This window comes from Streptomyces odontomachicola (genome assembly GCF_039605595.1).
Lineage (GTDB): Bacteria > Actinomycetota > Actinomycetes > Streptomycetales > Streptomycetaceae > Streptomyces.
In genome coordinates, this window is the sequence record NZ_JBCFOK010000002.1 from 521,162 (window position 1) to 537,039 (window position 15,878).

Annotated in this window: 11 protein-coding genes; 5 read left to right on the forward strand and 6 right to left on the reverse strand. The window is 73.9% G+C overall.

Going from position 1 to position 15,878, the window contains the following annotated elements; all coding sequences use genetic code 11:
• Positions 1-4: 4 nt before the first annotated feature.
• Both ABEE00_RS05105 and ABEE00_RS35765 read right to left on the reverse strand, forming a co-directional pair.
• Positions 5-1,264 (reverse strand): LLM class flavin-dependent oxidoreductase, encoded by a 1,260-nt coding sequence (locus ABEE00_RS05105; RefSeq protein WP_345744006.1) that lies wholly within the window; start codon positions 1,262-1,264, stop codon positions 5-7.
• Between the two features lie 155 nt (positions 1,265-1,419).
• Positions 1,420-1,869: a putative leader peptide gene (locus tag ABEE00_RS35765; RefSeq protein WP_451918494.1), complete on the reverse strand. Its 450-nt coding sequence runs from the start codon at positions 1,867-1,869 to the stop codon at positions 1,420-1,422.
• Here ABEE00_RS35765 and ABEE00_RS05110 point away from each other — a divergent pair.
• Positions 1,781-2,212 carry a hypothetical protein gene (locus ABEE00_RS05110; protein ID WP_345744007.1) on the forward strand — a complete coding sequence of 144 codons (432 nt, stop codon included), beginning with the start codon at positions 1,781-1,783 and terminating at the stop codon, positions 2,210-2,212. The genes ABEE00_RS35765 and ABEE00_RS05110 overlap by 89 nt on opposite strands.
• An 81-nt stretch (positions 2,213-2,293) precedes the next feature.
• Complete coding sequence (secD, locus tag ABEE00_RS05115; RefSeq protein ID WP_345744008.1) at positions 2,294-4,675, forward strand: protein translocase subunit SecD; 2,382 nt, start codon at positions 2,294-2,296, stop codon at positions 4,673-4,675.
• Positions 4,676-4,753: 78 nt separating this feature from the next.
• On the opposite strand, the gene ABEE00_RS05120 is transcribed toward secD, so the two are convergent.
• Together ABEE00_RS05120 and ABEE00_RS05125 are read right to left on the reverse strand one after the other, a co-directional pair.
• Positions 4,754-7,612 carry a DEAD/DEAH box helicase family protein gene (locus ABEE00_RS05120; RefSeq protein ID WP_345744009.1) on the reverse strand — a complete coding sequence of 953 codons (2,859 nt, stop codon included), beginning with the start codon at positions 7,610-7,612 and terminating at the stop codon, positions 4,754-4,756.
• A 111-nt stretch (positions 7,613-7,723) separates the two neighbouring features.
• Positions 7,724-9,175, reverse strand: a complete 1,452-nt coding sequence (locus ABEE00_RS05125; protein WP_345744010.1) for an aromatic amino acid ammonia-lyase — start codon at positions 9,173-9,175, stop codon at positions 7,724-7,726.
• 150 nt (positions 9,176-9,325) lie between these two features.
• Here ABEE00_RS05125 and ABEE00_RS05130 point away from each other — a divergent pair, with 150 nt between their 5' ends.
• Positions 9,326-10,804 carry an MFS transporter gene (locus ABEE00_RS05130; RefSeq protein ID WP_345744011.1) on the forward strand — a complete coding sequence of 493 codons (1,479 nt, stop codon included), beginning with the start codon at positions 9,326-9,328 and terminating at the stop codon, positions 10,802-10,804.
• Between the two features lie 100 nt (positions 10,805-10,904).
• Here the strand turns inward: ABEE00_RS05130 and ABEE00_RS05135 are convergent, their stop codons facing one another.
• Positions 10,905-11,903: a LysR family transcriptional regulator gene (locus ABEE00_RS05135; protein ID WP_345744012.1), complete on the reverse strand. Its 999-nt coding sequence runs from the start codon at positions 11,901-11,903 to the stop codon at positions 10,905-10,907.
• 186 nt (positions 11,904-12,089) lie between these two features.
• Between ABEE00_RS05135 and ABEE00_RS05140 the strand changes: the two genes are divergently transcribed.
• Together ABEE00_RS05140 and ABEE00_RS05145 are read left to right on the forward strand one after the other, a co-directional pair.
• Positions 12,090-13,277: a PrpF domain-containing protein gene (locus ABEE00_RS05140; protein WP_345744013.1), complete on the forward strand. Its 1,188-nt coding sequence runs from the start codon at positions 12,090-12,092 to the stop codon at positions 13,275-13,277.
• 133 nt (positions 13,278-13,410) lie between these two features.
• Entirely contained in the window at positions 13,411-14,673 is a 1,263-nt protein-coding gene (locus tag ABEE00_RS05145) for an SLC13 family permease (protein WP_451918495.1), read from the forward strand.
• A 19-nt stretch (positions 14,674-14,692) separates the two neighbouring features.
• Here ABEE00_RS05145 and ABEE00_RS05150 read toward each other — a convergent pair whose 3' ends face one another.
• Positions 14,693-15,877: an alpha/beta hydrolase family protein gene (locus tag ABEE00_RS05150; protein ID WP_345744015.1), complete on the reverse strand. Its 1,185-nt coding sequence runs from the start codon at positions 15,875-15,877 to the stop codon at positions 14,693-14,695.
• Position 15,878: the final 1 nt, after the last annotated feature.

Below are 15,878 nucleotides of genomic sequence, written 5' to 3' on the forward strand. Positions count from 1 at the left end.
CGGCTCAGGCGGTGGCGGGCGTCTGGGTGGTCGCCGCGTAGCGGTTGGCGGGGCGGGCGAGCCCGAGGAGCTCGCGCAGCGTGCCGCTCCCGTTCGCCTCGTACGCGTCCCGGAACAGGCCACGGCGCTGGAGCTCCGGCACCAGATCGCGGGTGATCGCCGGAAGGTCCTCGCCGGTCACGGCGGGACGCAGCCGGAATCCGGAGAGCCCGGTGCCGTGCAAGTCCTCCAGCAGGTCGGCAAGCTGGGACGGCGTACCGGTGAAGATCCGCGCATCGCTCGCGTACGGGGCTCCCGCCAGGCCCTCCAGGCGCTCGCGCCGCTCCGTCGCCTCCGCCCCGCTGCCGGCGAGGAAGACGACGAGGTCGCCGAAGACGTGCAGCGGCTCGTCCGTACGCCCCGCCTCGGCCTGCGCGGTGCGGATCTCCTCGACCGCGGCGCGCGCCTGACCGCCGTCGTGCGGGGTGACGAAGGCCAGGTCGGCGGCCAGTCCGGCGAGCCGGAAGGAGTCGGCGCGGTGCGCCAGCGCGCCCACCAGCGGCTGGCCCTGCGGCGGGCGCGGCGTGACCGAGGGGCCCTTCACGCTGAAGTGCCGCCCCTCGAAGTCGATGTAGTGCAGCTTGTCGCGGTCGATGAAGCGGCCGGTGGCCACGTCCCGGATCTCCGCGTCGTCCTCCCAGCTGTCCCACAGCCTGCGGACCGCCTCCACGTAGTCGGCGGCCTCGTCGAACAGTTCGCGCACCACCGCGCGCACCGCCGGGTCGGCCCAGTCGTCGCGGCTGTCGACGTGCAGCGGAGGCAGGGTGCGGCGCCCGAAGTGCGCGTACTCGTTCGCGCGCGCCGAGACCTGCACGCGCACGCCCGCACGGCCCCCGCTCACATAGTCCAGCGTCGCGATCGCCTTGGAGATGTGGAACGGCTCGGTGTGCGTGGCCACCACGCTCGGGATCAGCCCGATGTGGCGGGTGAGGGGCGCGACCCGCGCCGCGGTCAGTACCGCGTCGAGGCGGCCGCGCACCTGGTCGGTGCGGTCGTCGGGTGCCGTGGGGTGGGAGGACTGGAGCCCGAGCCCGTCCTCCAGCGTGACGAAGTCGAGCAGGCCGCGTTCGGCCTCGAGGATCTGGCCGGCCCAGTAGTCGGCGGTGAACAGCTCCGCGGGCCGGGCCGCCGGTTCACGCCAGGCGGCCGGATGCCACCCGGCACCGTCGAGCGCGACGGCCAGCCGGATGTGAGGGGAGACGTCGGGGGAAGAGGGTGCGGACACGGTGAGGGTGCCTTCCTGATCGGCGTACGAGGGTGGCGTACGAGGCCGGCGTACGGAATCGCGTACGGAAGCAGCGCCGCGCACCCGCGCAGGCCATGCCGGAGTGGGCATGCCACGGCGGGCGGGGCGTTGCGGGCTGTGGCTTCGGAACCGGATCAGGAACGACAGAGCGCGCCGGCCACGCGCAGAAGATCGATGTGCGGCCGGGTGTAGAGCCGGACGCGGCGGCGCGGGGCGAGCAGGAGGGAACGGCGCGGGAGCCGTGCGCGGAGAGCGCTCCGCATGCTCCTCACCTCCACCCCTTCGTCCGGCCCTCGCGGATACGTGCACGCGTGCAACCCCCAACAGCCTTGCACGCGGCGCGCATTCCCGCCATGGAGCATTTCTTCCGTACCGCACTTCCGCGCCGCGCATTTGCCTCCCGGGCAACTTTCGGCGGCGGGCTCGACGGGGCGCCCCTTACGTGGGGGATAGTGATCCAGGACGCGGCGGACGGGGACGGAAGGGAGGGGCGTGATGAGCAGGGCTGTGCAGCGCAGCAGCTCGCGCGCCTCGTTCGCGCTGTTCGCCGCCGTACTCGCCTTCCTCGGCGGCATCGCGGGCATCGGCCCCGCGCAGGGCTCGGGGCACGCCGCGCCGCCGGCCGTCGCCTTCCACCTCGGGGCGAACTCCGTACACACGTCGGCCTCCGCGCCCACCGGCGAGGTCTGCGCGCAGGCCGACGAGGGCTGTTCGGCGCCCCGCGCGGCGCCGGCCGCCGCGCACCACGAGCTCGGGAGGGACCGGCCCACTCCGCCGCCCCACCCCGTGGCCGTGCCGTACACCGCGCTGCTGCCCGCTCCCGGCGTGGACGGGTTCAGGACGGTGGTGCCCTCGCGCGAGGGCGCGGCGCCGGGGCACAAGGCAGCGCACCGGGTGCGCGGGCCTCCCTCTTCAACAGGCATCTGACGCAACCCAGTTCATTCCGCTCACCGCGGCGGCGCCCGCCGTGGCGCGGTCGCGGCATGCCTGTTGCCCGATGGAGGCACCATGACGCGTGCTCTGCGCGTGAGAGCGCTCTTGGCGCTCGCTGTCATCGCCCTGTCCGTGGTCGTCACCGTGACCATTCCGGTGCGGCTCGGACTCGATCTGCGGGGCGGTACGCAGATCGTGCTGGAAACCCGTTCCACCCCCGAGGCCCGCGCCGACCGCGAGGCCACCGACCGCACCCTGGAGGTGCTGCGCGGCCGCATCGACGCGCTCGGCGTCAGCGAACCCACCCTCACCCGCTCCGGCGACGACCGGATCATCGCCGAGCTCCCCGGCGTACAGGACCCGAGGGAGGCCGCCGAGGTCCTGGGCCGGACGGCCCAGCTCACCTTCCACGCGGTACGGGGCCCCGCGGCGCCGGAGAAGGGCCAGAACGCCGAGAAGCAGAAGCAGGACCAGAACAAGGAGGAGAAGCGGAAGCAGAACGAGGAGGAGAAGCAGGCCACGGAGAAGACCAAGGCCAAGGACGAGGACGTCCTCGAGGACGAGCAGGGGCAGCCCCTGCGCCTCGCCCCCGCCTCCCTCACCGGCAAGGAGGTCGAGGGCGCCGCGGCCCGCTTCGACCAGGAGGGCGGCTCCGGCTGGCATGTGACCGTCGACTTCGAGGGGAAGGGCAAGGACGGCTGGGCCCGGCTGACCGGCGACGCCGCCTGCCGCCCGGCCGGCGACGAGGCCCGGCGCATCGCCATCGTGCTGGACCGCAAGGTCATCTCCTCGCCGCAGGTGGAGGAGTCGGTGGCCTGCGGCGCGGGCATCTCCGGCGGGTCCACGCAGATCACGGGGCGGTTCGACCAGGCCGAGGCGAAGCGGCTCGCGGTGCTCGTCAACGGCGGCGCCCTGCCGGTGCCGGTGGAGACCGTCGAACAGCGCACCGTCGGCCCGACACTGGGCGCCGACGCCATCGAGGCCAGCGCCTGGGCGGCCGTCATCGGCACGGCGCTGACCGGCCTGTTCGTCCTGTTCGTGTACCGGCTCATGGGAGCCATGGCCGTACTGGCGCTCGCCTGCTACGGGCTCCTGTCGTACGCGGCCCTGGCCGCCGTCGGCGCCACGCTGACGCTCCCCGGGCTGGCCGGTTTCGTGCTCGCGATCGGCATGGCGGTGGACGCCAACGTGCTGGTCTTCGAGCGCGCCCGCGAGGAGTACGCGTCGCGGCGCAGGCCCACGCCGCGCTCCTCGCTGGCCGCCGGCTTCCGCAACGCCATGAGCGCCATCGCCGACTCCAACATCACGACCCTGATCGCCGCCGCGCTGCTGTTCTTCCTGGCCTCGGGCCCGGTGCGGGGCTTCGGCGTGACCTTGGGCATCGGTGTGCTGGCCTCGATGTTCAGCGCGCTGGTGGTCACGCGGGTGCTCGCCGAGTACGCGGCGGGGCGGCCCTCGGTGCGGCGGCGCCCCCACCTCACCGGCATCGCCGGAATCGGCGCGGTGCGCTCGGCCCTGCTGCGTACGGGACCGCACCTGCTGCGGCACCCCTGGCGGTGGCTGGCCGTTTCGGTCGGCGCGGTGGTGCTGGCCGGGTCCGGCATGTTCGTACGGGGTGTCGAGGCCGGCGTGGAGTTCACCGGCGGACGTCTCATCGAGTACGCCACCTCCTCACCGGTGGACCCCGAGAGGGCGAGAGCCGCGCTGACCGAGGCCGGATTCCCGCGCGCGGTCGTGCAGTCCTCGGGGGACGACGACCTCACCGTGCGCACCGACAAGCTGAGCAACGACGAGGCACAGGAGGTCACCCGCACCGTCGGCACCCTCGCCGACACGGTGGAGAAGCAGCGCGACGAGACGGTCGGCCCCAGCCTCGGCGAGGAACTGCGGCGCGGCGCCCTCATCGCCCTCGCCGTGGCCCTGGGCGCGCAACTGCTGTATCTGGCGGCGCGGTTCCGCTGGGTGTTCGGCGCCTCGGCCGTGGTGGCGATGGTGCATGACGTGGTGGTGCTGGTCGGCGTGTTCGCCTGGCTGGGCAAGCCGCTGGACGGCATGTTCCTGGCCGCGCTGCTGACCGTGATCGGCTACTCGGTGAACGACTCGATCGTGGTCTTCGACCGGGTGCGGGAGCTGTGCGGGCAGAAGCGGACCGCACCGTTCCCGGAGCTGGCGAACCGCGCGATCCTCCAGACCGTGCCGCGCACCGTGAACACCGGCCTCGGCGCGGTGTTCATCCTGGCGGCGCTCGCCGTGCTGGGCGGGGACTCGCTCACCGACTTCGCCCTGGCCCTGCTCATCGGCGTCCTGGTCGGCACGTACTCCTCGCTGTTCACGGCGACACCGCTGGCCGCGGTCCTGGAGGAGCGCCAGGAACGGAAGCGGCGCCGGCGCCGCAAGGGCACGGCGGGAGCCAAGCAGCGCGCACCCCAGAAACCCCGCGCACTGACCCGCCGCTGACCCGTCCTCCCACATCCACACAGGGGCCCGCACGCCGTTCACCCGGCGCGCGGGCCCCGCGTTTTCGCCCCGCCTCGCTCAGCGCCACACGACCCGCATCGCCGTCGTCGCCTCCAGCGGGGACGCGCCCGACTGGGCCGCCAGCACACCCGCGCCCTCCGGGCTGCGGGTGAACAGCGGGGCGCCCGCGCTCACATGGGTGTGCCAGGCCGCGGCGTACAGGTCGGCCAGCCGGCGGTTCTCGCCCAGCGCGGTGGGGACCGCGTGGTGGACGACGGGGTTGCGTACGGGTCTGCGTACGAGGGCCAGGGCGGCGGTACGGAGGCCGGGCGCGGCGAGCAGATAGCGGGGCAGCACATAGCGCGGGGTGCCCACGGGGGAGACCGCCTCGTCCAGGGCCGTCGCGAAGAGGCGGGAGGAGGCGGCGGGGACGCCGGTCAGCTCGACGCGGTAGGCGCCGGTTTCGTCGGGGGCGCAGGAGACCGCATCGGCCCCGCGTTCCACCAGGCCGGCGGCGTGCAGCCCGTCGGCCACGGCGTACGCGATCCCCAGCAGCACCGGCGCCTCGCCCGCGCGGCGCAGATGGCGGCGCGCGGCGACGGTACGCGCCGAGGCGTAGGCCCCGGCCGCCGGAAGCGCGGCGGTCAGCACGATCAGCGGCCAGGACGGTGCCGCCAGCGCGCCGGGTGCCGCGCCGCACACCGCGCCCACCCCTGCCGCCTGCAGCGCGGGACCCGGCGGGAAGCGCGCGGGCAGGACTCCGCGTTCGGCCGGAACCGCGGGCGGGGGAGCGGCTGGTGGGGCCTCGCGACGGACTCCGGTACGTGTACGGGGCAGGGTCACGCGGAGTGTGTGGGCCAGCTCGTCCTCGTACGGCGCGCTGATCCGCCACCTCTCGCGTACCCGGGAGCGGGCGGCCGCGCGGTGCAGCATCGCCGCGTTGAAGCGGTCGAACTCCTCGCGCGGCGGCGGCGCGTACGGGGACAGCTCGGGGTGTACGTGGGAGACCCCGGCCATGATCTCCCCGGCGTCGGTGAGGCCGAGGTAGCCGTCGTGCTTGCGCACGAAGCGCGCCCAGTCGCCGTGCCCGCGCGGGTGGCCGTCCGCGACGCACACCACCGACCAGGTGTGGGCGACCTTCTCGGGCCGGCCGGGATCCTGGCGCAGCGCGCGCCCGCGGGTCTGTACGACGGCCGTGGCGGTGGTGGCCTCGGTGAGGTCCACCAGGGTGTTCACCCGGCGCGCGTCCCAGCCCTCGCCGAGCATGCCGCGGGTGCCGACGAGCGCCCGGCTGCCGCCGGACTCGAAGAAGCGGGTGGCGAGGGCGGTCCATCTGCGGCTGGTCCAGCGGCCGTTGCCGGATCCCGGGCCGGAGGAGCCCGCGCTGATGACCGTGACCAGGCCCTCCGCTTCGGCCGTGCCCGTCGTGAGCGAGAGCGCGGGGTCGCTCTCCCGGCAGAAGTCGGCGAAGCGCTCCGCCGTGCCCGGCGCCGCGGCCACCGTCCGGCCCGTGACCAGCAACGGAGCGAGGGACGCCGTACGCGGGTCGGCGCACAGCTCGGCCAGCACCAGCAGCGAGGAACCCGCCTGCGCGTCCAGCACCTCGCCGAGCCGCGCGGGCAGCGTCGCCGTCGCCCGCTCGTGATCGCACAGCACCACGGCGCGCAGCCCGTCGCCGAGCGCCGCCTCCTCGGCGTGCAGGATCTCCCGTACGGCGTCCGTCTTGGCCGCGCTGCGCGCCAGCACCCGGTCGACGGGGGAGCGGCTGCTGCGGACGCCGCGCGCGGTGAGCTGGTAGCCCACCCCGGGCAGCGCGGCGCGCACCGCCTGTTCGGCCGCCGCGTCGCGCGGATCCCCGCTGTGCCGCAGGCAGTTGCGCACCCAGTCGTCCAGCAGCACGACCCAGTCGGCGGCCTCCGGCGCGTGCCGGTGCTCCTCGCGCGGCCGCGCGCCCTCGGGCAGCGCGAGCAGCCCCGCGTGGTGGAACCGCAGCGCTGCGGCGGCCAGTTCGGGCTTCTCCCGCTCCAGCTTCGGCCAGGGAAGGGCGCTCCCGGACTCCGGGCCGGGGCCACTGCTACGCCGTACGATCCGCTCGTCCAGCCAGCTCAGGAAGGGGTGCGCGGCGAACCCGGGATCGAGCAGTCCGGTCGTCAGCTCCGTGAAGCGCTCCGCCTCCGCCGCCAGCCAGTCCGCCTCGGCGGCGGTGGGCGCGGTGAGCCAGCACAGTTCCGCGTACGGGGCGAGATGCCCCTCGCGTACGGCCGCGGGAATCGAGGGCCCGCGCACGGCCGGCCCGAACAGCTCCTCCACCAGCGCCGCCTGCGCCGGGGTGAGCCGGTCGGGCGGGGTGGCGGTCAGGCCGATGACGGTGGCCTCGGGCAGTTCGCGCAGCAGCTCGGCCAGCAGCTCGCCCCAGGTGTCGAGCAGGTGGTGGCACTCGTCCAGCAGCAGGGTGCAGCGGCCCAACTGCCGCAAGGAGTCCACGAGTTCGCGCCCTTGTGGACGCAACCGGTGCAGATGCCGGACCGCCTTCTCCTCCTTCTGCTCCGCTCTCCCGCCGTCCTCGGCGACCTCGGCGTCCGGGTCGAAGGAGGCCAGCGACTGGTACGTGAGCACGGTGACGGGGGAGGAGAGCGCCCGGTCGGTCCCCGCGGGAACGGTCCCCTCCGCCCCGCCCGCATCGGTGAAGGCCCGCCACTCGCGCAGCCACTGCCCCTGGATCGCGGTGTTCGGGCAGAACACGACGACCGGGTCACCGCGGCGCCGGGCCGCCTCCAGCCCGGTGAGGGTCTTGCCGAGCCCCGGCGGCAGCACGACCCACGCACGCCGCCGCCCCTCGGCGACCGCGCCGGCCAGCCCCGCGAGCGCGGCGTCCTGATGCACGCGCAGCGGGTGGGGAGGACGCAGCAGCGCCATGGGGTGGGTGGAGCGGGACATGTCCGTACGGTACGGGGCGGGGCCCGCGGGCGCGGCGGCGGGCAGCCGGCCCGGGCGCGACGGCGTACCGCTCCCGGCGGGGCCGGGTACCAGTCCGCGGAACCGCTCGGCTCACCATCCCGCGAACCCCGGCAGCACCTCCTTCGCGCGAGCGATCTCCTCCGTCAGCGGGTGGTCCTCCGCGACCAGCGGGAGCGCCTTCTCCGCCGTGCGGTAGGCCTCGGCCACGGCGGCGTCGGGCAGCTCCGTGTCGCCCATGCTCAACGCCCGTACCGCGCCCAGGAGTTCGCAGGCCAGCACCGTGCGGAAGGCGCCGACGGCGGCCGAGGTGCTGCGCGCCGCCTGGGTGGAGAAGCTGGCGTGGTCCTCCAGGCCGCGCGAGATGACCGCTGTGCCGAGCGTGACCGGGGCCGCGGCGTGCCGCAACTGGCTGAGCGCGTCGTGCGCGGCGTACTCCAGGATCATCACGCCCGAGCTCCCCGGCGGACCGGCCGACAAGAAGGGCGTCAGCCCGGTGAGTTCGGGCTCGACCAGGTCGCTGAGCCGCGCCGCCGAGAGCTCGGCGACGTGGTGCAGCGCGGCCCGCAGGTGGTCGAGGGCGAGCGCCAGGTACGCGGTGGAGAAGTGGCCGTGGTGGTAGGCGTTCTCGGTGTCGATGTCGATGAGCGGGTTCTCGGCGGCAGCGTTCAGATCGGTGCCGAGGATGGTCTCCAGCGAGTCGAGCGCGTCCAGCGCCGGGCCCTGGACCTGCGGGAACGCGCGCAGCCCGAACGGATCCTGGATCCGGCTGCCGGGTCCAGGATCGCCGTCGCCCCACAGGATCCGGCGCATCTCGGCGGCGCAGCGCAGCGATCCCGGATGCGGCCGCCGCGCGTGCACCCGCTCCGAGAAGGCCTCGGGGGAACCGCCCAGCGCGCAGTACGACAGCGCGGCCACCGCGTGGCTCGCGTAGAGCAGTTCCCGCAGGTCGTGCCAGGCCAGTACGGATTCGGCGAGGGTGGCCGCGTTGCTGGAGATGAAGGCGAGCGCGTCCCCGGGGCTGATCGGCACGGGGTCGAGCGAACCGACCGCCCACGGCCGCCGCCCGGCGAGGGTGAGGCCGATCTCGGCGAGCGCGGTGAGGTCGCCGGTGCCGATCGAGCCCTCGGCGTGCACATGCGGGACGGCGCCCACCCGCAGCGCGGCCTCCAGTGCGTGCAGCAGCCGCGGGTGAACTCCGCTTCCCGCCGCGGCCAGTTGGTTGAGCCGGATGAGCAGCGTGGACCGTACGAGAGCGGGCGGGGCCGAGGCGCCCGTACCCCCTGCGTGGCTCTCGAGCAGTCGCAGACCGTGCCGGTCGGCGCTGTCGGGGTCCACGACGTGGTGACGGTTGGCGCCGACGCCGGTGGTGCGTCCGTACACCGCGCGCTTGGCGCCGATCTCCCCGGCCACCCGATAGGCGCGGTGGGCGCGTTCGAGCGCGGCCGGGTCGAGCGTGGCCGAGGCGCTGTGCCGTGCCACGCGCACGACGTCCGTGCAGCGGAGCCGGTGGCCGTCGACGTGGACGAGGCTGCGGTTGGTCATGCTCACCCCTTGACAGGAACATATTCAACTCTGAGGGTGCATGAAACCCGCCATTCACGGGGGTTGGCAAGGACATCGGGAACGGAAATCCGGAACGGAACTCGCGGCGGTCCGCCGCGCGATGCGCCGTGCCCGGCGAGGGGAGAACCCGTGAGCAGCACCCCGGAGGAGAGCGAAACGGAAGCAGCGGGGGAGGGCGGGCGGCCGCCGGACACCCGGCGGTCTCCGGCCACGCTGGAGCCCCCGGGCGGTCCCGATGGTCCCGACCGCCGGGACACCTCGGCCGTCCCCGGCTCCCGGGACACGTCCGCCGTCCCCGGCCCCCGGGACGGCTCGGTCACCCTCGACGACGCTCCCCTCAACCGCTTCCACCTCAAGATCACCGCGCTGACCTTCGGCGCGAACTTCTCCGACGGCTACCACCTCGGCATCGTCGGCATCGCGCTCACCCTGATCGGCCCGCAGATGGGTCTCGGGGCCGCCTGGGAGGGCCTGTTGGGCGCCTCGGCGCTGCTCGGGATCTTCGCCGGCAGCATCGTGCTGGGGTGGGCGGCCGACCGCTGGGGCCGCCAACTCCTCTATCTGCTGGACTTCCTGCTCATCGCGGTGGCCTCGGCCGCGCAGTTCTTCGTCACGGAACCCTGGCAGCTCTTCGTGCTGCGCCTCCTGATCGGCTTCGGCATCGGCGCCGACTACGCGCTCGGGCCCACGCTGGTCGCCGAGTTCTGCCCGCGCCGCTACCGCGGCGGACTGCTCGCCTCCCTCACCGCCATGTGGACCGTCGGCTACACCGCGGCCTACTTCTTCGGCAACTACCTCGTCGGCTTCGGCGGCGAGAGCTGGCGCTGGCTGCTGGCCTCCAGCGCGCTGCCCGCCGTCTTCGTCCTGGTGATGCGCATCGGCACGCCCGAGTCACCGCGCTGGCTGATCAGCAAGGGGCGCGTCGAGGAGGCCCGGAAGGTGGTGGCCCGGCACATCGGCCCCGGCATCGACTTCGGGCAGCTCCTCCACCGCTCCGAACCCGCCGAGTCCTTCGACTACCGGGAGCTCTTCAGGGCGCAGCACCGCACCCACACCCTCTTCGGCGTCCTCTACTACAACTGCCAGGTCATCCCGTACTTCGCCATCTACACCTTCCTGCCGCTGGTGCTCGCGCGGGTGGGTCTCGGCGGTGAGGACTTCCTCGGCAACGGGCTGCTCAACCTGTTTCTGCTGCTGGGCGGCGTGGCGGGCCTGTGGTTCGTCTCGCGCTTCTCCCGGCGCGGCTTTCTGGTCGGCTCCTTCGTGGTGATGGCTCTGGCCCTGGCGCCGATCGGCGTGTGGCCGCACGCGCCCACGGTGCTGCTCTTCCCGCTGTTCCTCGTCTTCACCTTCACGATGTCCGCCTCCTCCAACCTCGACCAGGTGTATCCGCCCGAGCTGTTCCCCACCGCGCTGCGCAGCTCCGGCGTGGGCCTGCTCAACGGCCTCAGCCGCATCGGCTCCGCGATCGGCACCTTCCTGCTGCCGCTCAGCCTGTCCGCCTACGGATTCCCCGCGTCGATGCTCGCCCTGACCGCCCTGCTGGTCCTCGGCGCGGTGGTCTCCGTCGCATGGGCCCCGGAGACCAAGGGTGCAGCACTGCACTGACAACGGCGGCTACGGCGGCGAAAGGGGAGGTCAGCGGGCCGGGAGAGCCGGCGGGCGAGGAGGGCCGAGGCTCCGGGGAGGTCAACGGGCCCGAGGCCAACTACCCGTCGGCGCCCGGCTTTCCGGGCCCCGCCGCCCCCGTACGCCCCGGCCGCGGCACCGACCCCACCTGCGCCCGGTCGAGCCCCGTCCCGGCGAACTTCTCCGCCACCGCGCGCAGGATCCGTGTCATCGCCTGCGCCGCGGGCGTCGCGGCCCGCCGGGACGGCCGGGCCAGGAGGATGCGGCGTACGGGGGTCGGCTCGTCGGAGGTGAGCGGCAGCAGCCGTACGTCGCTGCGCCTGCTGGTGAGGGCGAGCCGCGGCGCGATGGCGATGCCGAGCCCGGCGGCGACCATGGCCTGCGCCTCCTGGTAGTCGTGCGAGGCATAGGCGATGCGCGGCTCGAAACCGGCCCGGTGGCACGAGCGGCGCAGCACGTCCGCCACGGGGTGGTTGTCCGCCCTGATGATCCAGTCCTGGTCCGCGAGGTGCGGCAGGTGCGCGCGCGGACGCTCGCGCAGCGGCGAATCGGCGGGCACCACCAGCACGGTGGGATCGTCCAGGAGGTGGGTGAGGGTGAGGGAGCCGTCCTCGATGCGGTTCCAGTCGTAGTCCCACAGCAGCGCCTGCTCGCACTTGCCGGTGTGCAGCATCTCCAGCAGCTCGTCGAGCACGCCCGCGCGCACCACCGTACGGATCGCCGGATGGCGGCGGCGGAAGCGGGTCAGCGCCAGCGGCAGCAGCGAGGCGCTGGCGGTGGGGAAGGAGCCGAGCTGCAAGGTGCCCTGGTTGAGGTGCGCGTGCGACTCCAGGTCGGCCTCGGCGGCGCGCAGTTCCCGGCGGATCACCCGGCCCCTGGCGACCAGCGCCGCGCCGGCCGCCGTGCTGCGCACCCCGCGCGGCAGCCGCTCCAGCAGCGGCTGTCCCGCCTCGCGCTCCAGCAGGGAGAGCTGCTGGGAGGCGGCCGAGGTCGTCATGCCCATCTCCTCGGCCGCGGCGGTCAGCGAACCGCGCTCGGCGGCCTCGGTGAGCAGGAGCAGTCGGCGCACGTTCAGCATGGGGCGCGAGTTTAGCTGTGCTTAAGCAGAGTGAAGAACACTGCCATTGTGGTGAACCCGCACCTCTGCCACGGTCATTTGCGTTCACCGGGCGGCAAGCTCACTGCCACCCGCGCCACACCGAGGCGGCGCCCCGCGACAGCAGAGGCGGAGGCGTCGCCGCACAGAGGCAGAAGGAAGTCGCACGTGCGCATCCCCGCGACCCTGGTGCGTGGCGGCACCAGCAAGTGCTGGCTGTTCAGCCAGGTCCACACCCCCGCCGACCGCGCCGGCATCGAGCGGCTGCTCGTCGCCGCCTACGACGCGGCCGATCCCGTACAGCTCGACGGCGTCGGCGGCGCCACCCCCACCACCTCCAAGGCCGCCGTCGTCGGAGCCTCGCCCCGCGCGGGCGTGGACATCGACTACCTCTTCGCCCAGGTCGGCATCGGCACCGGCGTCGTGGAGTGGGGCTCCAACTGCGGCAACTGCGCCACCGCCATCGCCCTGTACGCGGTCGCGAAGGGGCTCGTGCCGATCACCGGCGACCGCACCCGCGTCGTCATGCACAACGCCAACACCGGCGCCCTGCTCGAAGCGGTCGTGGACACCACGGGCCGGCGGGTGCACGAATTCGGCGAGCAGACCGTTCCCGGAACGCGCTCCGGCGGCGTCGGCGTGGGCCTCACCTTCCTCGACCCCGCGGGCGGCACCACCGGAAAGCTGCTGCCCACGGGCACCGCGTCCGAACTGCTGCCCGCGCCCGGCGAACTCCCCACGAGTGCGCTACGAAGCGCCGACGCCCGCTCCCTGCGCGTCAGTTGCGTCGACGCCGGCGCCCCCGTCGTCCTCGTGGACGCCGCCTCCGCAGACCGTACGGGGGCCGAGCCGCTGGACCGGGTGCGCGCGGACGTGCCCTGGCTGCGGGCGGTACGGCATGCCGCGGCGGCCCGGATGGGTTTGCAGATGCAGGGCTCCACGGACGGCGCGGCCCTCGCGCGCGAGGAAGCCCCCGCACCCTCCGACGCCGTTCCCAAGGTGGGACTCGTGGGCCCGCCCGCCTCTTACACCAGCACGCTCGGCGAGCACATCGCCGCCGAGGACCACGAGCTGACGGTGCGGATGCTGTCCATGAACGCCCCGCACCCGGCCATCGGCCTCACCTCGGCCGTCGCCATCGCCGCCGCCGAGCTGGTGCGGGACACCGTGGTCGCCGCCGCCTCCTCCCGTACCGGCGAGTGGCTGCGCATCGGCACCCCCGCCGGAGTCGTCCCGGTCCGCTGCACCGAGCACACCCCCTCGGGGCCCGGACGGGTCACTGTGCAGCGCGCGGCCCGCATCCTCGCCGAGGCCGAACTCTCCGTACCCGAACCCCTCGCCCCGGCCGCCGCCTGATCCCAGAGCCTGGCCGCCGGGCCCGGCCGCCGGGCCTGATCCCCAACAGGCCCGAACGCACGGCCGATTCGCACCCCCCACCCCCAGTCTGCCGCCCCCCTCTGCCCCGCCCCCCCCGTGCCCAGTGAGGACAATGATGTCTCCTGACGTGATAGCCATCGGCGCGCTGCTGGTGATGTTCGTCGTGGGAACCGTGCTGCCGATCAACCTCGGCATCCTGGCCTTCGTCGCGACCTTCGCCGTCGGCACCGCCTCCCTCGGACTGAGCGAGGAGGAGATCTTCCGGGGCTTCCCGGTGGACCTGTTCGTGACCATCGTCGGCGTCACGTACCTCTTCGCCGTCGCCCGCCGCAACGGCACCATCGACCTGCTCGTACGGGCCGGGGTGCGGCTCGTACGCGGCAGAGTGGCGCTCATTCCATGGGTGCTGTTCCTGGTCGCCGCCGCGCTCACGGCGTTCGGCACCTTCACCCCGGCCGCCGTCGCGATGCTGGTGCCCGTCGGCATGAACTTCGCCTTCCGCTACGGGCTCAACCCGCTCATGGTCGGCATGCTCGTCATCAGCGGCGGCCACGCGGGCGCCTTCTCGCCGCTCGCCGTCTCCGGCGCGCTGGTGCTCAACATGGTCGACGACGCGGATGTGCCCGCGGTCTCCCCGGCCGCGCTGTTCTTCGCCAGCTTCGCGATCAACCTGCTGCTCGCGGCCGTCACGTATGCCCTGCTGCGCAAGCGGGGCGCGCCGTCAGGCGACGGTGAACAGCCGGAGGGAGAAGCCGCGTCGAACGAGGAGAGCGCGGCCCCCGTGTGCTGGCGGCAGGCCACCACCCTCGTGCTGCTCGCCCTGCTCGTGGTCGGCGCGCTCGTCTTCCACCTGGAGATCGGCGTCCTCGCGCTGGCCGCAGGCGCGCTGCTGACCCTCCTGGACATCAAGCGCCAGGAGAAGGCCGTCGACGGCGTCAGCTGGAACACCCTGCTGCTGGTCGCGGGCATGATGACCTACATCGCGATGCTGGAGCACGCCGGAGTCATCGACACCATCTCGCGGCACGCGGCGGGCATGGGAACGCCGCTGGTGGTGGCCCTGCTGCTGTGCTTCACCGTCGCGATCACCTCGGCTTTCGCCTCCTCGACGGCGATCCTCACCGCGGTGATCCCCATCGCGATCCCGCTGCTGCTCTCGGGACACCTCAGCACCGCGGGGCTGGTCGGCGCGCTGGCGGTGTCCACCACCATCGTGGACGTCTCGCCCTTCTCCACCAACGGCGCGCTGGTCCTGGCCAACGCGCGCGGGGTGGACCGCCAGCGCTTCTACCGCCAGGTCATCGGCTACACCCTCGGCACCGTGGGCCTGGGCCCGCTGGTGGCCTGGGGCGCCCTGGTCCTGCCCTTCTCGTAGGGCGTCATGCCGTAGGGGATCACCCGCGGCCCACCGTACGCCCGAAAAAGCCGGTCAGGGCCGTGCGTTGGGCCGCGATGGCGCGGTGCGGGGCGATCGTGCCGATGAGCTCGGTGACCGTCCCGCGGGGCAGGTCCAGTGCGCGGGCGATCTGCGGGACGACGGCGACGGCGTCGGTGTACGTCGCGTGCGCCGCGCCGCGCAGGACCAGCTCCTCGCGCGGCCGCCCGGTGCTGTGCTCCCACAGGGATGCCCAGGAGGGCATCGTACGGCGGGAGTTGCCGTCCTTCCCCGCCAGCAGGAAGGGCCGGTCCAGACCCTCGGCGGCGACGGGGGAGAGGTGCCCGGGCTCGCTGTCCTCCTGTACGTAGGCGAGCACCCCGTCCAGGTCGGCGCCCGCGCCGATGCGCCGGTCCTCGTACATCGCCTGGAGCGCGGCGAAGCCGCCGGCCGACTGCCCGAACGCGCCGACGCGCGCCAGGTCCAGCACCCCGAGCAGATCCGGGGGCAGCGCGCCCGGCAGCGCGTCCAGCACGAACCGCAGGTCGGCGACCCGCACTTCGAGGGTCTTGCGCAGGAGCGCGCGCACCTTCTCCGGGTCGCCGCCCGTCTTCTCGAACTCCTCGGGCAGCACGGTGCGTTCCACGCGCCCGCCGGGGAACTCCACCGCGCTCCCGTCATAGGTGTGATCGACGGTCACCACCGCGTACCCGTGCGAGGCCAGCGCGTCGCACAGCGTGCTGCCGAAGCAGCGCGGATCGCCCACGCCCGGCGAATAGAGCAGTACGGGCCAGGGGCGGGGGCCGCGGCGTACGGGGGCTCCGGTGCGGGCGTGGGTGAGCGTGGCGGCCCAGTCGACCTTGCCGGCCGGTACGCCGCCGAGGTTGTTCAGCGCGTCGAATCCGGCGGCCTCGCCGGGCAGGAACTGCGGAGCGCGCCGCCCGCCACCCGCACATCTGGCGGGATAGCGCACGCTGACCATGAGTTCGCGCACGTGCCCCGCTGCATGCCAGGGATCGCCGCGCGAGATGTCCACGAGCCGCCGGGAGAGCGTGCCGACCTCGTACGGACCGCCGGGTGCCGGAAGTCGCAGGCGTACGCGGCCGGAGCGCGGGGCGGTGGGCTGCGCCGCATGGGCTGTTCCGGAGGCGGCGGTCAGGGCGAGGGCGGCGGCCGAGAACACGGCGGCGCGGCGTGAGAGCACG

What these genes read in the sequence shown, in the direction of transcription:
- ABEE00_RS05110 (WP_345744007.1), top strand. Translation starts at nt 1,781, where the DNA reads ATGAGCAGGGCTGTGCAGCGCAGCAGCTCGCGCGCCTCGTTCGCGCTG.
- ABEE00_RS35765 (WP_451918494.1), bottom strand. Translation starts at nt 1,869, where the DNA reads ATGCCCGCGATGCCGCCGAGGAAGGCGAGTACGGCGGCGAACAGCGCG.
- secD (WP_345744008.1), top strand. Translation starts at nt 2,294, where the DNA reads ATGACGCGTGCTCTGCGCGTGAGAGCGCTCTTGGCGCTCGCTGTCATC.
- ABEE00_RS05120 (WP_345744009.1), bottom strand. Translation starts at nt 7,612, where the DNA reads ATGTCCCGCTCCACCCACCCCATGGCGCTGCTGCGTCCTCCCCACCCG.
- ABEE00_RS05125 (WP_345744010.1), bottom strand. Translation starts at nt 9,175, where the DNA reads ATGACCAACCGCAGCCTCGTCCACGTCGACGGCCACCGGCTCCGCTGC.
- ABEE00_RS05135 (WP_345744012.1), bottom strand. Translation starts at nt 11,903, where the DNA reads ATGCTGAACGTGCGCCGACTGCTCCTGCTCACCGAGGCCGCCGAGCGC.
- ABEE00_RS05145 (WP_451918495.1), top strand. Translation starts at nt 13,411, where the DNA reads ATGATGTCTCCTGACGTGATAGCCATCGGCGCGCTGCTGGTGATGTTC.